Here is a 14,815-nt window from a genome sequence, read left to right as displayed (position 1 = left end):
CAGACCATGCTTCTCTCGACCATCGAAGATACCGAAACCCCCGGCGACACCGCCGCCGGCACCGAGACCGTCGGCGACTTCATCGCCCGCTTCCTCGCCGAGACCGGCGTCACGACCATCTTCGGCGTGATCTCGATCCACAACATGCCGATCCTCGACGCCGTGGCGCGCCAGGGCAAGATCCGCTTCGTGCCCGCCCGCGGCGAGGCCGGCGCCATGAACATGGCCGACGCCTATGCCCGCGTCACCGGCGGCCTCGGGGTCTGCATGACCTCGACCGGCACCGCGGCCGGCAACGCCGCCGGCGCCCAGGCCGAGGCGCTGACCGCCGGCTCGCCGGTCCTGCATATCACCACCCAGGTCGATCGCGAATTCGCCGACCGCGACCGCGCCGCGATCCACGACGTGCCGCGCCAGCCCGAGATGCTGCGCGGCGTCTCCAAGGCGGTCTTCCGCATGTGGGACGCGAACGGCGCCATCGGCGCCCTGACCGCCGCGGTCTCCGCCGCGCTCTCGGCGCCGACCGGCCCGGTCAGCCTCGAGATCCCGGTCGACGTGCAGCGGTCGACCGCCCACGGCGCCACCCGCATCCACGCGCCGCGCGCGACCCGGCCGATCGCCTCCGACGCCGTCCTCGACGAGATCGCCGAGCTGGTGAAGACGGCGCGCCGGCCGCTGCTCTGGCTCGGCGGCGGCGCGCGCGGCGCCGGGGCGCCGGCGACGGAACTGCTCAAGCGCGGCTTCGGCGTCGTCACCTCCACGAACGGCCGCGCAATCGTCTCCGAGGAGGAGCCGGGCAATCTCGGCGCCTTCAACATGACGCCCGAAGCCGCCGAGCTCTACGCGAGCTCGGACCTGATGATCGTGGTCGGCTCGCGGCTGCGCGGCAACGAGACGCGCAACAACGCGATGCCGCTGCCCCGGCCGCTGATCCAGGTCGACGCCGACGCCGGCCAGGGCGGCCGCAACTACCCGGTCGAGATCTTCGCCCATGGCGACGCCGCCGACACGCTGCAGCGCCTGCTCGACCGGCTGCCGCCGAAGCTCGACACCGATCCGAACCTGCCCTTCGACATCGCCCGTACCCGGGTGCAGTCGGAGGGGAGGATGCGCAACGTGCTCGGCCCCTATGCCGGCGTCGCCGAGGCGCTGACCGAGCGCGTCGCCGCCGGCCGCCACCCCTGGGTGCGCGACGTGACGATCTCGAACTCGACCTTCGGCAACCGCTACGTGCGCATCGCCGACCCTCGCCACGGCGTGCATGCGCTCGGCGGCGGCATCGGCCAGGGCGTCGCCATGGGCGTCGGGGCCGCGCTCGGCTCCTCGGGGCCCAAGGCGATCACCCTGCTCGGCGACGGCGGCACCATGCTCGGGCTGGCGGAGATGATCACCGCGGTCGACGAGAACGCGCCGCTGGTCTACGTGCTGATGAACGACCAGGCCTATGGCGTGATCCAGAACATCCAGGACGCGCAATACGACAGCCGGCGGCATTTCTCCAAGGTCGCGGTGCCGGAATTCCCGACCTTCTGCCGCGCCATCGGCATGCCGCATACCCTCGTCCGCTCGGTCGAGGACTTCCCGGCGGCGCTCGACGCGGCGCTCGCCGCCGAGGGGCCGCAGGTCGTCGAGGTCGACATGGTCGCGATCGGCCCCTTCGCCGAATCCTTCTCCGGCCCGCCCGCCGGCGCCGCCGGGAACAAGGTCTGACGCCATGCGCCTCGGTCTCATCGGCTTCGGCAACATCGGGACGGCGCTGCTCGGCCTCATCGCCGAGGGCGCCCCGCTCGATCACCTGACCGTGCTCGTGCGCCCGGGCGCGGCGGATGCAGCCCGCAGCCGCCTCGACGGCGAGCTCAAGGGGGCGGCGCGGAGCCATGCGCTGGTCTCCGACGCCGCCGGCCTGCTCGCCGACCGGCCCGACCTCGTCGTGGAATGCGCGGGCCATTCCGCGGCCGAGGCGCATGCGCCGGCCGTGCTCCGCGCCGGCATCGACGTGGTCCTCGTCTCGACCGGCGCGCTCGCCGACCCGGCGCTCGAGGGCGCGCTTGAGGCGGCGGCGGCCGAGGGCGGCGCACGCCTGATCCTGCCGGCCGGCGCGGTGGGCGCGATCGACCTCCTCTCGGCGCTCGGCGCCGGGGGCGGGCTCGAGGTCCGCTATCGCGGCATCAAGCCGCCCGCCGCCTGGGCCGGCACGCCGGCGGCCGAGATCCTCGATCTCGCGTCGCTCGCCGAGCCGGCGATCTTCTTCACCGGCACCGCGCGCGAGGCGGCGGCCGCCTATCCGAAGAACGCCAATGTCGCCGCGACGCTGGCGCTCGCCGGGGCGGGCTTCGAGGCGACCCGGGTCGAGCTGATGGCGGATCCTTCCGCCCCCGGCAACGTGCACGAATATTCCGTCGTCTCGCCGATCGCCAACTACACGATCCGCATCGAGAACAAGCCGTCGTCCGGCAACGCCAAGACCTCGGCGACGACGATCTACAGCGTCCTGCGGGAAATCCGGAACCGCCTCGGCCCGGTCGCCATCTGAGGGAGGAGAGTTCATGTGGGGAGAAGCGATGACTGACCTTCCGGACGGCAAGCTCTACGTCGCCGGCGAATGGACCACCGGCTCCGGCGCGGAGATCACCTCGATCTTTCCCGCCGACGGCTCGGTCAACCGGGTGCTGAAGGGCGCCTCCGAGGCCGACGGCCTCGCGGCCATCGAGCGCGCCAAGGCCGCCCAGGCCGACCCGGCCTGGCGCAACCTCCGCCCGCACGAGCGGGCGCGCATCCTCGCCCGGATCGCCGACGGCATCGAGGCCAACGTCGACCGGATCGCGCGGATCCAGACCATGGACACCGGCAAGACGCTGAAGGAGACCCGCGCGCTCGCCGCCTCCGCCGCCGGCACCTTCCGCTATTTCGCCGCCGCGCTCGAGACCGCGGACGAGGCGCTGACCACCCAGCGCGGCGACGCGCTGACCATGTCGGTCCACGAGCCGCTCGGCCTCGTCGCCGCGATCACGCCCTGGAACTCGCCGATCGCCTCGGACGCGCAGAAGGTCGCGCCGGCGCTCGCCGCCGGCAATGCGGTGCTGCTCAAGCCCGCCTCCTGGTCGCCGCTCGTCAGCCTCGAACTCGCCCGCATCGTCGAGGAGGCCGGCCTGCCGAAGGGGCTCTTCTCCGTGCTGCCCGGCGCCGGGCGCGAGATCGGCAACCTGCTCGTCGAGCACCCCGACATCGCCAAGGTCAGCTTCACCGGCGGCACCTCCACCGGCCGGGCGCTCGCCCGCAAGGCGGCCGAGAAGCTGATGCCGGTCTCGCTCGAGCTCGGCGGCAAGTCCCCCACCATCGTCTTCGCCGACGCCGACATCGACCAGGCGATCGCCGGCGTGCTCTACGGCATCTTCTCCTCCTCGGGGCAGAGCTGCATCGCCGGCGCCCGCCTCTTCGTCGAGCGCCCGATCTACGACAGCTTCGTCGAGCGCCTCACCGCCGCGACCGAACGCCTGCGCGTCGGCCACCCCTTCGACCCCGCGACCCAGGTCGCGCCGCTCGTCCATTTCGACCACCGCGCCTCGGTCGCGAAGATGGTCGACGCCGCCCGCGCCGAAGGCGCCGAGCTGCTGGCCGGGGGCCGCGCCCCGGCGGGCGAGACCTACGACAAGGGCGCCTTCTACCTGCCGACGATCCTCGCCGGCGTCGACAATTCCGCCACCATCTGCCGCGAGGAGGTCTTCGGCCCCGTGCTCGTCGTCCTCCCCTTCGAGGACGAGGCCGACGTGATCGCGCAAGGCAACGACAGCGACTACGGCCTCGCCTCCGGCATCTGGACCCGCGACTTCCCCCGCGCCTGGCGCATCGGCCGGGCGCTCAGGACCGGCACCGTCTGGATCAACACCTACAAGCAGTTCTCCGTCTCCACCCCCTTCGGCGGCGAGAAGGAGAGCGGCACCGGCCGCGAGAAGGGCCGCGACGGCATCCGCGCCTATATGGCGCAGAAATCGATCTATACCGACCTCACCGGAAAGCCCCTCGCCTGGGCGGGAGCCGCCTGATGCAGAAATCCGTCGCCATCGTCGGCTCCGGCCCCTCCGGCTGCTACCTCGCCCAGGCGCTGCTCAAGGCGAAGCCCGACCTCAGGCTCGACCTCATCGACCGCCTGCCCGTGCCCTACGGCCTCGTCCGCTACGGCGTCGCCGCCGACCACCAGGGCACCAAGGCGATCATCCGCCAGTTCGAGCGCCTCTTCGAGCGCCAGGGCGCGGGCTTCATCGGCAACCTCGACATCGGCGCGGACATCAGCCTCGACGAACTGCGCGCCGCCTACGACGCCGTCATCCTCGCCGCCGGCCTCGCCACCGACCGCCGCCTGGGCATCCCCGGCGAGGACCTCGCCGGCATCGCCGGCGCCGGCATCGTCACCCGCGCGCTCAACGAGCACCCGGACGCGGACCCCCTGCCCGCCCTCGGCCGGCACGTCGTGGTCATGGGCAACGGCAATGTCGCCATCGACATCGTGCGGCTCATCGCCAAGAGCGCCGACGAGCTCGCCGGCACCGACCTGGGGCCGGTCCCGACCGCCTGGCTCACCGCCGGCCATATCGAGACCATCGACGTCGTCGGCCGCTCGGCCGCGTCCCACGCCAAGTTCGACCCGGTCATGGTCAAGGAACTGCACCACCTTGCCCATGCGACGATCCGCATCGAGGGCGCCGGCACCGCCGAGGAGCCCGCGGGCCAGAAGAAGCTCGACGCGCTCGCGGCCATCGACGGCATCGCCCACGGGCCGCGCAGGCTCACCTTCCGCTTCGGCCTCACCCCCACCGCCTTCGAGGGCAAGGACGGCCGCGTCACCGCCGTGCGCTTCCGCGATGCCGCGGGCGCGGAGACGGTGCTGCCCTGCGACACCTTCATCAGCGCCATCGGCTTCGACACCTGCGCCAATCTCTCGCGCGGCACGCTGCTCGAGCATGCGCGCGACATCGACGCCGGCGTGCTCGACGACGGCCTCTACGCCACCGGCTGGTTCCGCCGCGGCCCGCGCGGCACCATCCCGGAGAACCGGGCCGAGGCGCAGGCGCTCGCCGCCCGGGTCATCGCCGACCTCGACGCCGCGACCGGCAGGCCCGGCCTCCCCGCCACCGGCCGCGTCGACTACGCGGGCTGGAAGCGCATCGACGCGGCCGAACTCGCCGCCGCCACCGCGGACCGCTGCCGCAGGAAGATCGCCGACCGCGCGGCCATGCTCGCGCTGGCACTGAACAATGAGGGATAAGCCATGAACATCACCGTCCTATACGGAACCGAGACCGGCAATGCCGAGATGCTGGCCGAAGATGTCACCGCGCACCTCGAGGGCGACCACGCGGTCACCTGCACCAACCTCTCGGACTTCGCGCCATCCGACTTCGCCCCCGAGCAGTTCTACCTCGTGATCTGCTCGACCTACGGCGACGGTGAGCTGCCCTCCTCGGCCAAGCCCTTCGCCGAGGCGATGGAGACGGCGCAGCCGGATCTTGCCGGCATCCATTTCGCGATCTTCGGCCTCGGCGACACCGAATACGACGAGACCCACAATTTCGGCAGCCAGATCATCGCCGACATGCTGAAGGGCCGCGGCGCCGCCCAGGTCGGCGACCGGGTGATCCACGACGCCTCCGGCTCCGACATGGCCGACGACCTCGCCATGGAATGGGCCGATTCGGTGGTCGAGCTCGCCCGCACCCGCGTCGGGGAGGCCGCCTGATGCGCGCCGCCGAGATCCTCGAACGCCTGTCGGTCGCCTGGAAGCACGGCGAGCATGTCGACCTCGCCGGCATCACCTGCGAGGGGCGGCTCGACCTCTCGGGTCGCGAGATGCCCGGCGTGGATTTCTCCGGCGCGACCTTCCCCGAGGGCCTCGACGCCACGGGCGCCCGCTTCCTCGGCCTCGCCTGGTTCCGCGGCGTCGCCTTCGAGGGCCCGAGCCCCTTCGCCCGCGCGCAGTTCCTGACCGACGCCCGCTTCGAGGACGCGAGCTTCGACGCGCCGGCCGATTTCTCGAAGACCGAGTTCCGCGGCATCGCCCGCTTCGACCACGCCCGCTTCGCGCAAGGGGCGAGCTTCGCCGGCACCGTCTCCTACGGCAACGTCTCGCTCGCCCATGCCGCCTTCGGGGCGCCGGCCGACTTCCGCGGGGCGGAATACCTCGGCGGCATCTGGTGCGACTCGACCGCCTTCGCCGAGGGCACCGACTTCAGCGACATCCAGGTCCACGGCCGCCTGTGGATCCGGCGCGCCCGGCTCGGCACGGCGCCGCTCGCCGCGGACCGCTTCACGCTCTCATTCGGCTATACCTACGCCTGAAAAGGGGAATTCGCATGGGCCTCGAAATCGGCATCTGCGGCGGTGGCGTCGGCGGCCTGACGGCCGCCATCGCCCTCGCGAAGGACGGCCATTCCGTCACCGTCCACGAGCAGGCCCGCGCCTTCGCCCGCATCGGCGCGGACGTGAACCTGACCCCCAACGCGGTGCACGCGCTCGACCGGCTCGGCATCGGCGAGACCCTGCGCGAGACCGCCGCCCGGCCGCGCTTCCGCATCAGCCGCACCTGGGACAGCGGCGAGGAGACCTCGCGCCTGCCGATGGGCGACGAGGCGGAGCGCAAATACGGCGCGCCGCAGCTCACCATCCACCGCGGCGACCTGCTGCGCGCCCTCGAGGCGCGGGTGCCGCAAAGCGCGATCCGGCTCGGCCACAGGGTCACGGCCGTCTCCGACGGCACCGTCACCTTCGCCGACGGATCGAGCGAGCGCTTCGACCTCGTCATCGGCGCCGACGGCATCCACTCGGCGGTGCGCGCGTCGCTCTTCGGCGAGGATCATCCGCGCTTCACCGGCCTCGTCTCCTACCGCGCCGTCGTCCCGCGCACCGCGGTCGCGGCGGAGAATCTCGACAGCTTCACCAAATGGTGGGGTCCGCGCCCCGACGTGCAGGTCGTCGTCTTCCCGCTGACCCGCGGCGAGGAGATCTTCATCTTCGCCACCACGCCCCAGGACGACTGGCGCGAGGAAAGCTGGACGCTGCCCGGCGACGTCGCCGAGCTGCGCGCGGTCTACGCCGATTTCCACCCCGAGGTTCGCGCGCTTCTCGGCGCCGTCGCCTCGGTCACCAAATCCGCGCTCTACGTCCGCGACCCCATGCCGCGCTGGTCTTCGGGCCATGCCACGCTCCTCGGCGACGCGGCGCATCCGATGGTGCCCTTCATGGCCCAGGGCGCCTGCATGGCGATCGAGGACGCCGTCGTGCTCTCCCGCGCGCTCGCGGGTGCGACGCGCGCCGACGTCCCCGCCGCCCTGCGCAGCTACGAGGACGCCCGCCGCGACCGCACCGCCCGCGTCCAGCTCGGCTCGCTCGCCAACGACTGGATGAAGGGCCAGGGCAACGCCGACTGGGTCTATGGCTACGACGCCTGGGCCGCCCCGCTGGGCGAGCCGGCCGAAACCGCCGAAGGGTAGCCGGAACCGGGGAGGACGGTATGATCATCTGCTCCTGCGCCGTCATCCGCCAGGAAGAGCTGCGCGAGGTAACCCGCAAGTTGTACCGGAGCAATCCGGGCGCGCCGATCACACCCAACCGGGTCTACCGCGCGCTCGGCAAGTCTCCGACCTGCATGGATTGCGCTCCGCTCCTAACCCTGCGAATCTATGCCACCGCGCAGGAGGTCATCGTCGCCGAGGGCTTGCTGCGCGGCGATGCACATCCGCGGAGGATCAAGTGAAGGGCAATCCCAAGGTCATCGACCTCCTGAACGATGCGCTGCGCCACGAGCTCACCGCGGTCAGCCAGTTCTGGCTGCACTACCGATTGCTCCAGAACTGGGGTTTCGGCGCGATGGCGCAGAAGTGGAGAGACGAGAGCATCGAGGAGATGGAGCACGCCGACCAGCTCATCGCCCGCATCGTGTTCCTCGAGGGCTTCCCCAACCTCCAGAAGCTCGACCCGCTGATGATCGGCGAGTCGGTCCGGGAGGTGCTCGACGCCGACCTCAAGGCCGAATACCGCGCCCGCGCCCTCTACCGCGAGGCCCGCGACGTCGCCGAGGAAGCCGAGGACTACGTCAGCAAGGATCTCTTCGAGACCCTGATGCACGACGAGGAAGGCCACATCGATTTCCTCGAGACCCAGATCGATCTCTTCGACCGGATCGGCGCGGAGGAATACGGCCTCCTGAACGCCACCCCCGCCGACGAGGCGAAGTGACCTCGCGCCCCCGCGCCCCGTCGTTTCCAATCGGTTAACGCGGACGGCGTTCTTCAGCCGTATCAAAGACTTGGCCGCTTGTGCGCGCGCGCTCAGGCGGGGGTCAGCCTTTGAATCCGAGAGCCTCGGAGATCCCCGTCGCCGCCTTCTTGAGCGCCGCCTCGATCTCGGGGAGCCGCGGGTTTCCGGGCGTGAAGGCGCTCGCATGCCCCGTCACGTTGATCGCCCCGGCGGCCTGCCCGCGGTGGTCCCGCACCAGGGCCGCGCCCGAGCCGATCTCGGGCTCGAAATTCGCCATGCTCCAGGCGACCCCGAGCGCCTTGTCCTCCCGGAGCTGCTTCTCGAGATCCGCGAGCGAGGTCCGCGTCTTGTCGCTGTAGGCGTCGAGCCGCACGCCGGCATAGCGCTTCCGGAGCTCCTCCGGTGCGAGATCCGCGAGCAGGATCCGCCCGATCGAGGTCGCATGCGCCGGCAGCCGCGTCCCCTCCCGCACGTTGCTCGCCAGATGCGAATTCGGGGTCACTCGCGCCAGATAGACGATCTCGCGCCCTTCGAGAATTCCGAGATGCGCCGAAAGATTGAGCTCCCGCACCAGCTCCAGGAGATAGGGCCGCGACACCTGCGCGATGTCCCGCCCATGCAAGGCCTCGGCCGCCAGCGTGATGAGCCCCGTCCCCAGACGATACCCCCCGTCGTCGGGTATCGCCTCGATCATTCCCTCCTCCTCCAGCGTCGCCAGAAGCCGAATGAGCGTCGTGCGGTTGATCCCCGTGGCCTTGGCCGCCTGGCTGGTATTGCGACATCTGTTCCCGGCGGCAACATATCGCAGCAGCGTGAACGCACGCGCCACCGGCGGCACCCCGTAGGGCGGGTCGTCGACCAGCAAGGCTGATGCTTCTGCCATTTTATGAACACCTTATGACTTATATGAACAGACCACTATTGGTCGAAGCCCGTCCGCAATGCAACTCCCTTGAGGACCTCGCAACGCACGGACTCCAGGGTCTGCGCCGTGACTCCCGAGCATCGACCATGCGAGACCGGGGTCGGCGCTTCATGGCGGCGCTCCTGCGCCGACGGAGCAGTGGACGGCGGGCGGAGCGCCTCCGCGACGCGGAGCCCGGCAGCCGGCAGCCGATCGCGGAATGCGGCCGGCCATGCGGGCGACCAGCGCTTCGCCGGCGGCCCGGCTTCCCGCGACGCGAAGGGCGACGGGCCGGCCGATTCCGGGATCGCGATCGCGGGCATCGCCCGGGCTCGGGGAGCACGACATCCTGCTCGGAGCGCCCCCGACGGCTCGCCGGGGCTTGCACTGGGCCGGTGCCGCGGCTTAGGACGCGGCCCGAACCCCTCGCCGCCCCGGGAACCGCCATGCTCCAGGCCCTGACCCTGCTCTTTCTCTGCCAGCTCGCCGGCGAGGCCGCGGTCCGCGCCGCCGACCTCGCCTTCCCCGGCCCGGTGCTCGGCATGGGGCTCTTCTTCGCCGGCCTGCTCGTCGCCGGCCGGACCGGCCCTAGCCTCGACGCCGTCGCCGACACGATCCTGAAGAACCTCTCGCTGCTCTTCGTCCCCGCCGCCGTGGGCGTCATGCAGCAGGCGGGGCTGATCGCCGCCAACGCGCTGGCGATCGGCATGGCGCTCGTGGTCTCCACCCTGCTCACGCTGATCGTCACGGTCTATACCTTCCGCGCGGTGGCGCGATTCCAGAGCGGAGCGCGGCCGTGAGCGAGCCCCACGGCATCCTGCGCATCTGGGTCTATCTCTCCGAGACCCCGCTGCTCTGGCTCACCGCGACGCTCGTCGCCTTCGTGATCGGCGATGCCATCTCCGCGCGGCTCGGCCGGCACCCGCTCGCCAATCCGGTGGTGATCGCCGCGGGCCTGCTGATCGCGCTGCTGACCGCCACCGGCACCGCCTACGGCGATTATTTCGCCGGCGCCCAGTTCGTGCATTTCCTGCTCGGCCCCGCGACCGTGGCGCTCGCCGTGCCGCTCTGGCACAACCGCACCGCGGTGCGCCGCAATCTCGTGCCGATGTGCGTCGCCCTCGTGGCGGGCTCGCTCACCGCCATCGTCTCGGCGGTCACCATCGCCTGGGCCTTCGGCGCGCCGGCCCCGGTCCTGGCCTCGCTGGCCCCGAAATCCACCACCGCACCCATCGCCATGGCGCTGACCGAATCGATCGGCGGCATTCCGGCGCTCGCGGCGGTGCTGGTGGTGCTGACCGGCATCCTCGGCTCGGTGATCGTGACCCCGCTGATGAACGCGCTGAAGATCACCGACTATGCCGCGCGCGGCTTCGCCGTCGGGGTCGCGAGCCACGGAATCGGCACCGCCCGCGCCTTCCAGGTCTCCGAAGAGGCCGGCACCTTCGCCGGCATCGCCATGGGCCTCAACGGCGCCCTGACCGCGCTGGTCTTCCTGCTGGCGCCGCTCTTCTTCTGACCGGCCCGCGCGCCAGCTCGGGGCGATCGACACCGCTCGATCGGGCTCGCGTCCCCGGCGCGCCATCAAACCCGATTGTTCGGAACGCGCCTTTGACGCATGCTCGACGCACGCATAACGCGAATCGCGGGGTATCGCCATGGCACGCCGTCTCGTCCTGGGGCTGACCGCCGGCCTCGTCCTGACATGCGCCGCCGTCGAGGCCGCGGCCGGCACCGTGAACCGCTATTCGAGCCTCTGGGTGTTCGGCGACAGCCTCAGCGACCCGGGCAACCTCTATGCCGCGACCGGCGACACGATCCCCCAGAGCCCGCCCTATTTCGAGGGCCGCCGGTCGAACGGCCCGGTCTGGGCGGAATATCTGGCCGCCGATTTCGACGCCAGGGGGCTCGCCGCCGCGAATTTCGCCTATGCCTTCGCCAATGCCCTGCCCAACGACGACACCGCCCTGGGCCTGCCCGTCCAGGTGCCGGACCTGCCCGACCAGATCGCGGATTTCGCGCTGGCCTCCCGGGACAGGCTCGGCACGGCGCCGATCGCCAGCCTCTGGTTCGGCTCCAACGACATCTTTCAGCAGATCGCCGCGAACCCCGACCCGGTCGCCGTGGCCGCCACCGCCGCCCGGGCCGCCAATGCCGTGGCCGAGGGCGTCAGGGCGCTCGCCGAATTCGGGATCGAGGACTTCCTGGTCTTCAACCTGCCGGCGCTGGAGAAGACCCCGCAATTCGCGCTGCTCCGTCCCGAGGCCGCCCCCCTCGCCAGGATCGGATCGGACACCTTCAACGCCACCCTGGCCGACCGGATCGCCGAGCTCAAGACCACCGGCCTGCGGGTCGGCACCCTCGACATGCACGCGGCCTTCGACGATCTCATCGCCAATCCGAGGCAATACGGGCTCACCAATGCCACCGATCCCTGCCTGATCCCGGACGTCTCGATCTGCACGCCGGAGCAGGCGAAGGAATGGGCCTTCTTCGATCCGGTGCATCCCAATTCGGTGGTGCATTCCGAGATCGCCGGCCTCGTCGGCACGAAGATCGCGCCGGTGCCCCTGCCGCTTCCGGCCCTGCTGCTCCTCGGCGGCCTCGCATCGCTCGGCTTCGCCGCCCGCCGCCGGGGGTGATACCGGCTTCGGTTGTTGCATCCGGGAAGCACGGGCGGGTCCAGTGGCGGCGGGCCCTTCAAAGCGAAACCCCGCCTCGGGGGCGGGGTTCGATCACATCGCGAGGGCGCTCAGGCCGGGATCACTTGATCTTGCCTTCCTTGTATTCGACATGCTTGCGCGCCACGGGATCGTATTTGCGCACCACCATCTTCTCGGTCATGGTGCGGGCATTCTTCTTGGTCACGTAGAAATGACCGGTGTCGGCGGTGGAGTTCAGCCGGATCTTGATCGTCGTCGGCTTGGCCATCTTTCTTCCTTCCTCGCGGTCGCCCGCAACAGCGCTCGCCCGGCCCGCGCGAAGGGGCCGGGAATCCAGGCGGACTTCTAGACCTTTCGCCCCGCCTGTCAAGCATCAGAGCATGCGGCACTGCGGGCCCTCCGCGGACTGGTGGAAATAGGGCACCGGCCTCTCGCCGGCCTCGCCGCCGGCGAGCCGCAGCTCGATCTCGGCCAGCACCAGCTCGGTGATGAAGGGCAGCGACAGGCGCCGCGCCGCGGCGATGTCGAGCCATTGCAGATGCAGAAGCTCGCCGCAGGCGCCCGAGAAATCCTCGTCGCTGCCCACGAGCGCCGTCGCCTCGGCGATGAAGAAACGCGCGTCGAACCGGCGCGGCCGGCCGGGCGGCGTCACGGCGCGGAAGAAGAAGCGCAGGGCTTCGGTCCGGGGCCGGAGGCCCGCGGCGAGGAACCCCTGCCAGCCGGCCGGCGCGGCGCGCGCGGGCATCGCGGCATCGGCGGCGCCGAGCCTGAGCCCGGTCTCCTCCCAGAGCTCCCGGATCGCGGCACAGGCCAGCGCCGGACCGAGGCCGGGCGCCGCATCGATGGCGAGCCGGCGCGCGGTCTCGGGCTCGAGCGCCGCGCCAAAGGCGAGCGCGGCGTCCTCGGCATCGACCGCGCCGCCGGGAAAGACGAATTTCTCGGGCATGAAGACCGCGCCCGCGCCACGCTGGCCCATCAGGATCTGCGGCGCGTGCCCCGAGCGGCGCACCAGCACGATCGAGGCCGCGTCGCGGATCCGCGCGGGCTCGCGCCCGTCAGGGGGCGGGGACACCGGGCTCCCCGCCGCCGAAGCCATGCATGCGCTTGGCCCATTGGATCGCGACGAAGGCGCCCTTGAGCCGGGGCAGCAGGAAGAGCGAGAGCGCCACGAAGACCAGCGAGAAGCCCAGGGCCATCTGCCAGCCCTCGGGGCGGAAGGCGACGAAGACCACGAGCATCAGCGGCGCCAGCAGATGCCCGGTGATCAGGATCGTCGCCCAGGCCGGGCCGTCGTCGGCCCGATGGTGATGGAGCTCGGTGCCGCAGGCCGGGCAGACCCGGCGCACGTCGAGATAATCCTCCATCAGCGGCGCCTCGCCGCAGGCGACGCAGCGCCGCGACCAGCCGAACCACAGCGCGCGGCGCAGGTCGCGCACTTCCGTCCCATCCTGATGATTCCCCTCGGGCATGGCCCAGCATAATCCCTCGGCCCGCAGGAGGACAGAGCGGCGGCGCTCGCGGTTTCGTGAGCCGCCCGGCGACGGAAGCCGGCGCGGCGGGCGTTTGACCTCACGACCTTCGGTCAGAAACGGACATCGAAACAAGGAAGCAGACGATGACGAAGACCATGCGGGCGGCCCTGGCCGCGACCCTGCTCGGCGGCCTCGCGATCGGCGGCGCGGCCCTGGCGCACGACCGGCTCGGCGCCGGCCCCGGCGACGGCCCGGGACGCGGCCTCGATTTCGCCGCGATCGACACCGATGCGAACGGCTCGCTCAGCCGTGCCGAACTCGAGGCGAGGGCGAATGCGCGGGTCGGCGAGATCGACGCGAACGGCGACGGCTTCCTCGAACGCGCCGAGATCATCGCGGTGATTCCGGCGCCGCGCGGCGGGCTGATGGACGTCTTCCGGCAGGATCCCTCCGAGGCCCGGGCCGATCGCCTGCTGGCGATGATGGGCGCGACCGAGGAAGGCCGCTTCGAGGTCACCGCGCTCACCACGCGGCAGGTCAACGGGCTGCTCGCCCGGTTCGATACCGACCGCGACGGCGCGATCTCCCAGCACGAAGCCGCGGCGCCCGAGATGCGGCGCGGCGACCGGCACGGGCGCCGGAACCACGCAGACCGCGGCGGCTACGACGACGATGCGCGCGGATGGCCGGGTAACTGAGGCGCGGCGATTGGAGGGCGACGGCGGCGGCGTTTCGATTCATACTCCCAGCGATGACGGATGCCCGCCCGCCCGAGCCCGCCGATGGCCGCCTGCTGGCGCAATTCGCCGCCGGCGACCGCGAGGCCGCGCGGCTGCTCACCCTGCGCCACGGGCCGCGCATCCACGCGCTCGCCCGGCGCATGCTGGGCGACGCGGCCGAGGCCGAGGACGTGACCCAGGAGACCATGCTGCGCCTCTGGCGCATCGCCCCGGACTGGCAGCCGGGCGAGGCGGCGGTGACGACCTGGCTCTACCGGGTCGCGAGCAATCTCTGCATCGACCGGCTGCGGCGGCGGCGCGAGCGCACGATGGCGGTGCTGCCGGACCGGGCCGACCCGGCGCCGGCGCCCGTCGAGCGGATCGCGGCGCGGGACCGGGCGGCGGCGCTGGAAGCCGCGCTCGCCGACCTGCCCGACCGCCAGCGGCTGGCGGTGGTGCTGCGGCATCTCGACGAGCGGCCCAATCCCGAGATCGCCGAGATCCTCGGCACCAGCGTGGAGGCGGTGGAGAGCCTGGTCGCGCGCGGCCGGCGCGCGCTGATCGCCCGGCTGGCACCCCGGGCCGAGGATCTGGGCTATGCGAACGCCTATGGCGAAGGTGGAGGATGAGAGCATGACGCGAGAGGATCCCGGGCAGGACGCCCTGGCCGCCTTCTTCGCCGCCGCGCGTGCCGAGGAGGCCGGGCCGCCGCCGGCGCTGCTGGAGCGCATCCTCGCGGATGCCGGCGCGGTCGCCGCCGAGCGGGCGCCGGCCGCCGCGCCGCTGCGGCAGGCGCCGCGGCCGGCG

At 71.7% G+C, this 14,815-nt stretch carries 18 protein-coding genes; 14 read left to right on the top strand and 4 right to left on the bottom strand.

All coding sequences use genetic code 11. The annotated features are described in order from the left end of the window. Positions 1 to 6 precede the first annotated feature (6 nt). The 9 genes from V7050_RS02350 to bfr are packed head-to-tail and all read left to right on the top strand — an operon-like array spanning position 7 to position 8,229. The gene (locus V7050_RS02350; RefSeq protein ID WP_324365115.1) at positions 7 to 1,710 is read left to right on the top strand and encodes a thiamine pyrophosphate-binding protein; all 1,704 of its coding nucleotides are present in this window, start codon (positions 7 to 9) and stop codon (positions 1,708 to 1,710) included. A 4-nt stretch (positions 1,711 to 1,714) separates the two neighbouring features. Beyond that, positions 1,715 to 2,533, top strand: a complete 819-nt coding sequence (locus V7050_RS02345; protein WP_324365117.1) for an aspartate dehydrogenase — start codon at positions 1,715 to 1,717, stop codon at positions 2,531 to 2,533. A 28-nt stretch (positions 2,534 to 2,561) separates the two neighbouring features. Continuing rightward, complete coding sequence (locus V7050_RS02340; protein WP_324365119.1) at positions 2,562 to 4,043, top strand: aldehyde dehydrogenase; 1,482 nt, start codon at positions 2,562 to 2,564, stop codon at positions 4,041 to 4,043. Beyond that, positions 4,043 to 5,263, top strand: coding sequence for an FAD-dependent oxidoreductase (locus V7050_RS02335; protein ID WP_324365121.1), 1,221 nt, complete (start codon positions 4,043 to 4,045; stop codon positions 5,261 to 5,263). Before V7050_RS02340 ends, V7050_RS02335 begins: the two co-directional genes overlap by 1 nt. Positions 5,264 to 5,266: 3 nt before the next feature. Next, entirely contained in the window at positions 5,267 to 5,734 is a 468-nt protein-coding gene (locus V7050_RS02330; RefSeq protein ID WP_324365123.1) for a flavodoxin domain-containing protein, read from the top strand. Continuing rightward, positions 5,734 to 6,333, top strand: coding sequence for a pentapeptide repeat-containing protein (locus V7050_RS02325; RefSeq protein WP_324365125.1), 600 nt, complete (start codon positions 5,734 to 5,736; stop codon positions 6,331 to 6,333). Before V7050_RS02330 ends, V7050_RS02325 begins: the two co-directional genes overlap by 1 nt. Before the next feature lie 14 nt (positions 6,334 to 6,347). After that, the gene (locus V7050_RS02320) at positions 6,348 to 7,484 is read left to right on the top strand and encodes an FAD-dependent monooxygenase (protein WP_324365127.1); all 1,137 of its coding nucleotides are present in this window, start codon (positions 6,348 to 6,350) and stop codon (positions 7,482 to 7,484) included. A 20-nt stretch (positions 7,485 to 7,504) separates the two neighbouring features. Next, entirely contained in the window at positions 7,505 to 7,747 is a 243-nt protein-coding gene (locus V7050_RS02315) for a hypothetical protein (protein ID WP_324365128.1), read from the top strand. Beyond that, positions 7,744 to 8,229: a bacterioferritin gene (gene bfr / locus V7050_RS02310; RefSeq protein ID WP_324365129.1), complete on the top strand. Its 486-nt coding sequence runs from the start codon at positions 7,744 to 7,746 to the stop codon at positions 8,227 to 8,229. The genes V7050_RS02315 and bfr overlap by 4 nt, the downstream gene beginning before the upstream one ends. Positions 8,230 to 8,332: 103 nt before the next feature. Here bfr and V7050_RS02305 read toward each other — a convergent pair whose 3' ends face one another. Continuing rightward, positions 8,333 to 9,133 carry an IclR family transcriptional regulator gene (locus tag V7050_RS02305; protein ID WP_324365131.1) on the bottom strand — a complete coding sequence of 267 codons (801 nt, stop codon included), beginning with the start codon at positions 9,131 to 9,133 and terminating at the stop codon, positions 8,333 to 8,335. Between the two features lie 467 nt (positions 9,134 to 9,600). Here V7050_RS02305 and V7050_RS02300 point away from each other — a divergent pair, with 467 nt between their 5' ends. The 3 genes from V7050_RS02300 to V7050_RS02290 all read left to right on the top strand — a co-directional run bounded on the left by V7050_RS02300 (position 9,601) and on the right by V7050_RS02290 (position 11,796). Continuing rightward, positions 9,601 to 9,954, top strand: a complete 354-nt coding sequence (locus V7050_RS02300) for a CidA/LrgA family protein (RefSeq protein WP_324365133.1) — start codon at positions 9,601 to 9,603, stop codon at positions 9,952 to 9,954. After that, a complete protein-coding gene (locus V7050_RS02295) occupies positions 9,951 to 10,673 on the top strand; it encodes an LrgB family protein (RefSeq protein WP_324365135.1) in 723 nt (240 codons plus the stop codon). The genes V7050_RS02300 and V7050_RS02295 overlap by 4 nt, the downstream gene beginning before the upstream one ends. 139 nt (positions 10,674 to 10,812) lie before the next feature. Next, positions 10,813 to 11,796, top strand: coding sequence for an SGNH/GDSL hydrolase family protein (locus tag V7050_RS02290; RefSeq protein ID WP_324365137.1), 984 nt, complete (start codon positions 10,813 to 10,815; stop codon positions 11,794 to 11,796). 121 nt (positions 11,797 to 11,917) lie between these two features. Here the strand turns inward: V7050_RS02290 and rpmG are convergent, their stop codons facing one another. The 3 genes from rpmG to V7050_RS02275 form a co-directional block, all read right to left on the bottom strand. Continuing rightward, on the bottom strand, positions 11,918 to 12,085 hold the full coding sequence (gene rpmG, locus V7050_RS02285; RefSeq protein ID WP_012179442.1) for a 50S ribosomal protein L33: 168 nt from the start codon (positions 12,083 to 12,085) through the stop codon (positions 11,918 to 11,920). Positions 12,086 to 12,190: 105 nt separating this feature from the next. After that, the gene (locus tag V7050_RS02280; protein WP_442885570.1) at positions 12,191 to 12,913 is read right to left on the bottom strand and encodes an NUDIX hydrolase; all 723 of its coding nucleotides are present in this window, start codon (positions 12,911 to 12,913) and stop codon (positions 12,191 to 12,193) included. Beyond that, the gene (locus tag V7050_RS02275) at positions 12,873 to 13,286 is read right to left on the bottom strand and encodes a DUF983 domain-containing protein (protein WP_324365159.1); all 414 of its coding nucleotides are present in this window, start codon (positions 13,284 to 13,286) and stop codon (positions 12,873 to 12,875) included. Before V7050_RS02275 ends, V7050_RS02280 begins: the two co-directional genes overlap by 41 nt. A 146-nt stretch (positions 13,287 to 13,432) precedes the next feature. Between V7050_RS02275 and V7050_RS02270 the strand changes: the two genes are divergently transcribed. Both V7050_RS02270 and V7050_RS02265 read left to right on the top strand, forming a co-directional pair. Beyond that, positions 13,433 to 13,987, top strand: a complete 555-nt coding sequence (locus V7050_RS02270) for a hypothetical protein (RefSeq protein ID WP_324365160.1) — start codon at positions 13,433 to 13,435, stop codon at positions 13,985 to 13,987. Between the two features lie 53 nt (positions 13,988 to 14,040). Continuing rightward, positions 14,041 to 14,637, top strand: coding sequence for an RNA polymerase sigma factor (locus V7050_RS02265; protein ID WP_324365161.1), 597 nt, complete (start codon positions 14,041 to 14,043; stop codon positions 14,635 to 14,637). The last annotated feature ends 178 nt before the right edge of the window (positions 14,638 to 14,815 follow it).

Origin of the sequence: Amaricoccus sp., from assembly GCF_036846665.1 — a bacterium.
Classification (GTDB): Bacteria; Pseudomonadota; Alphaproteobacteria; order Rhodobacterales; family Rhodobacteraceae; genus Amaricoccus.
This window is presented reverse-complemented; position numbering and strand designations above follow the sequence as displayed.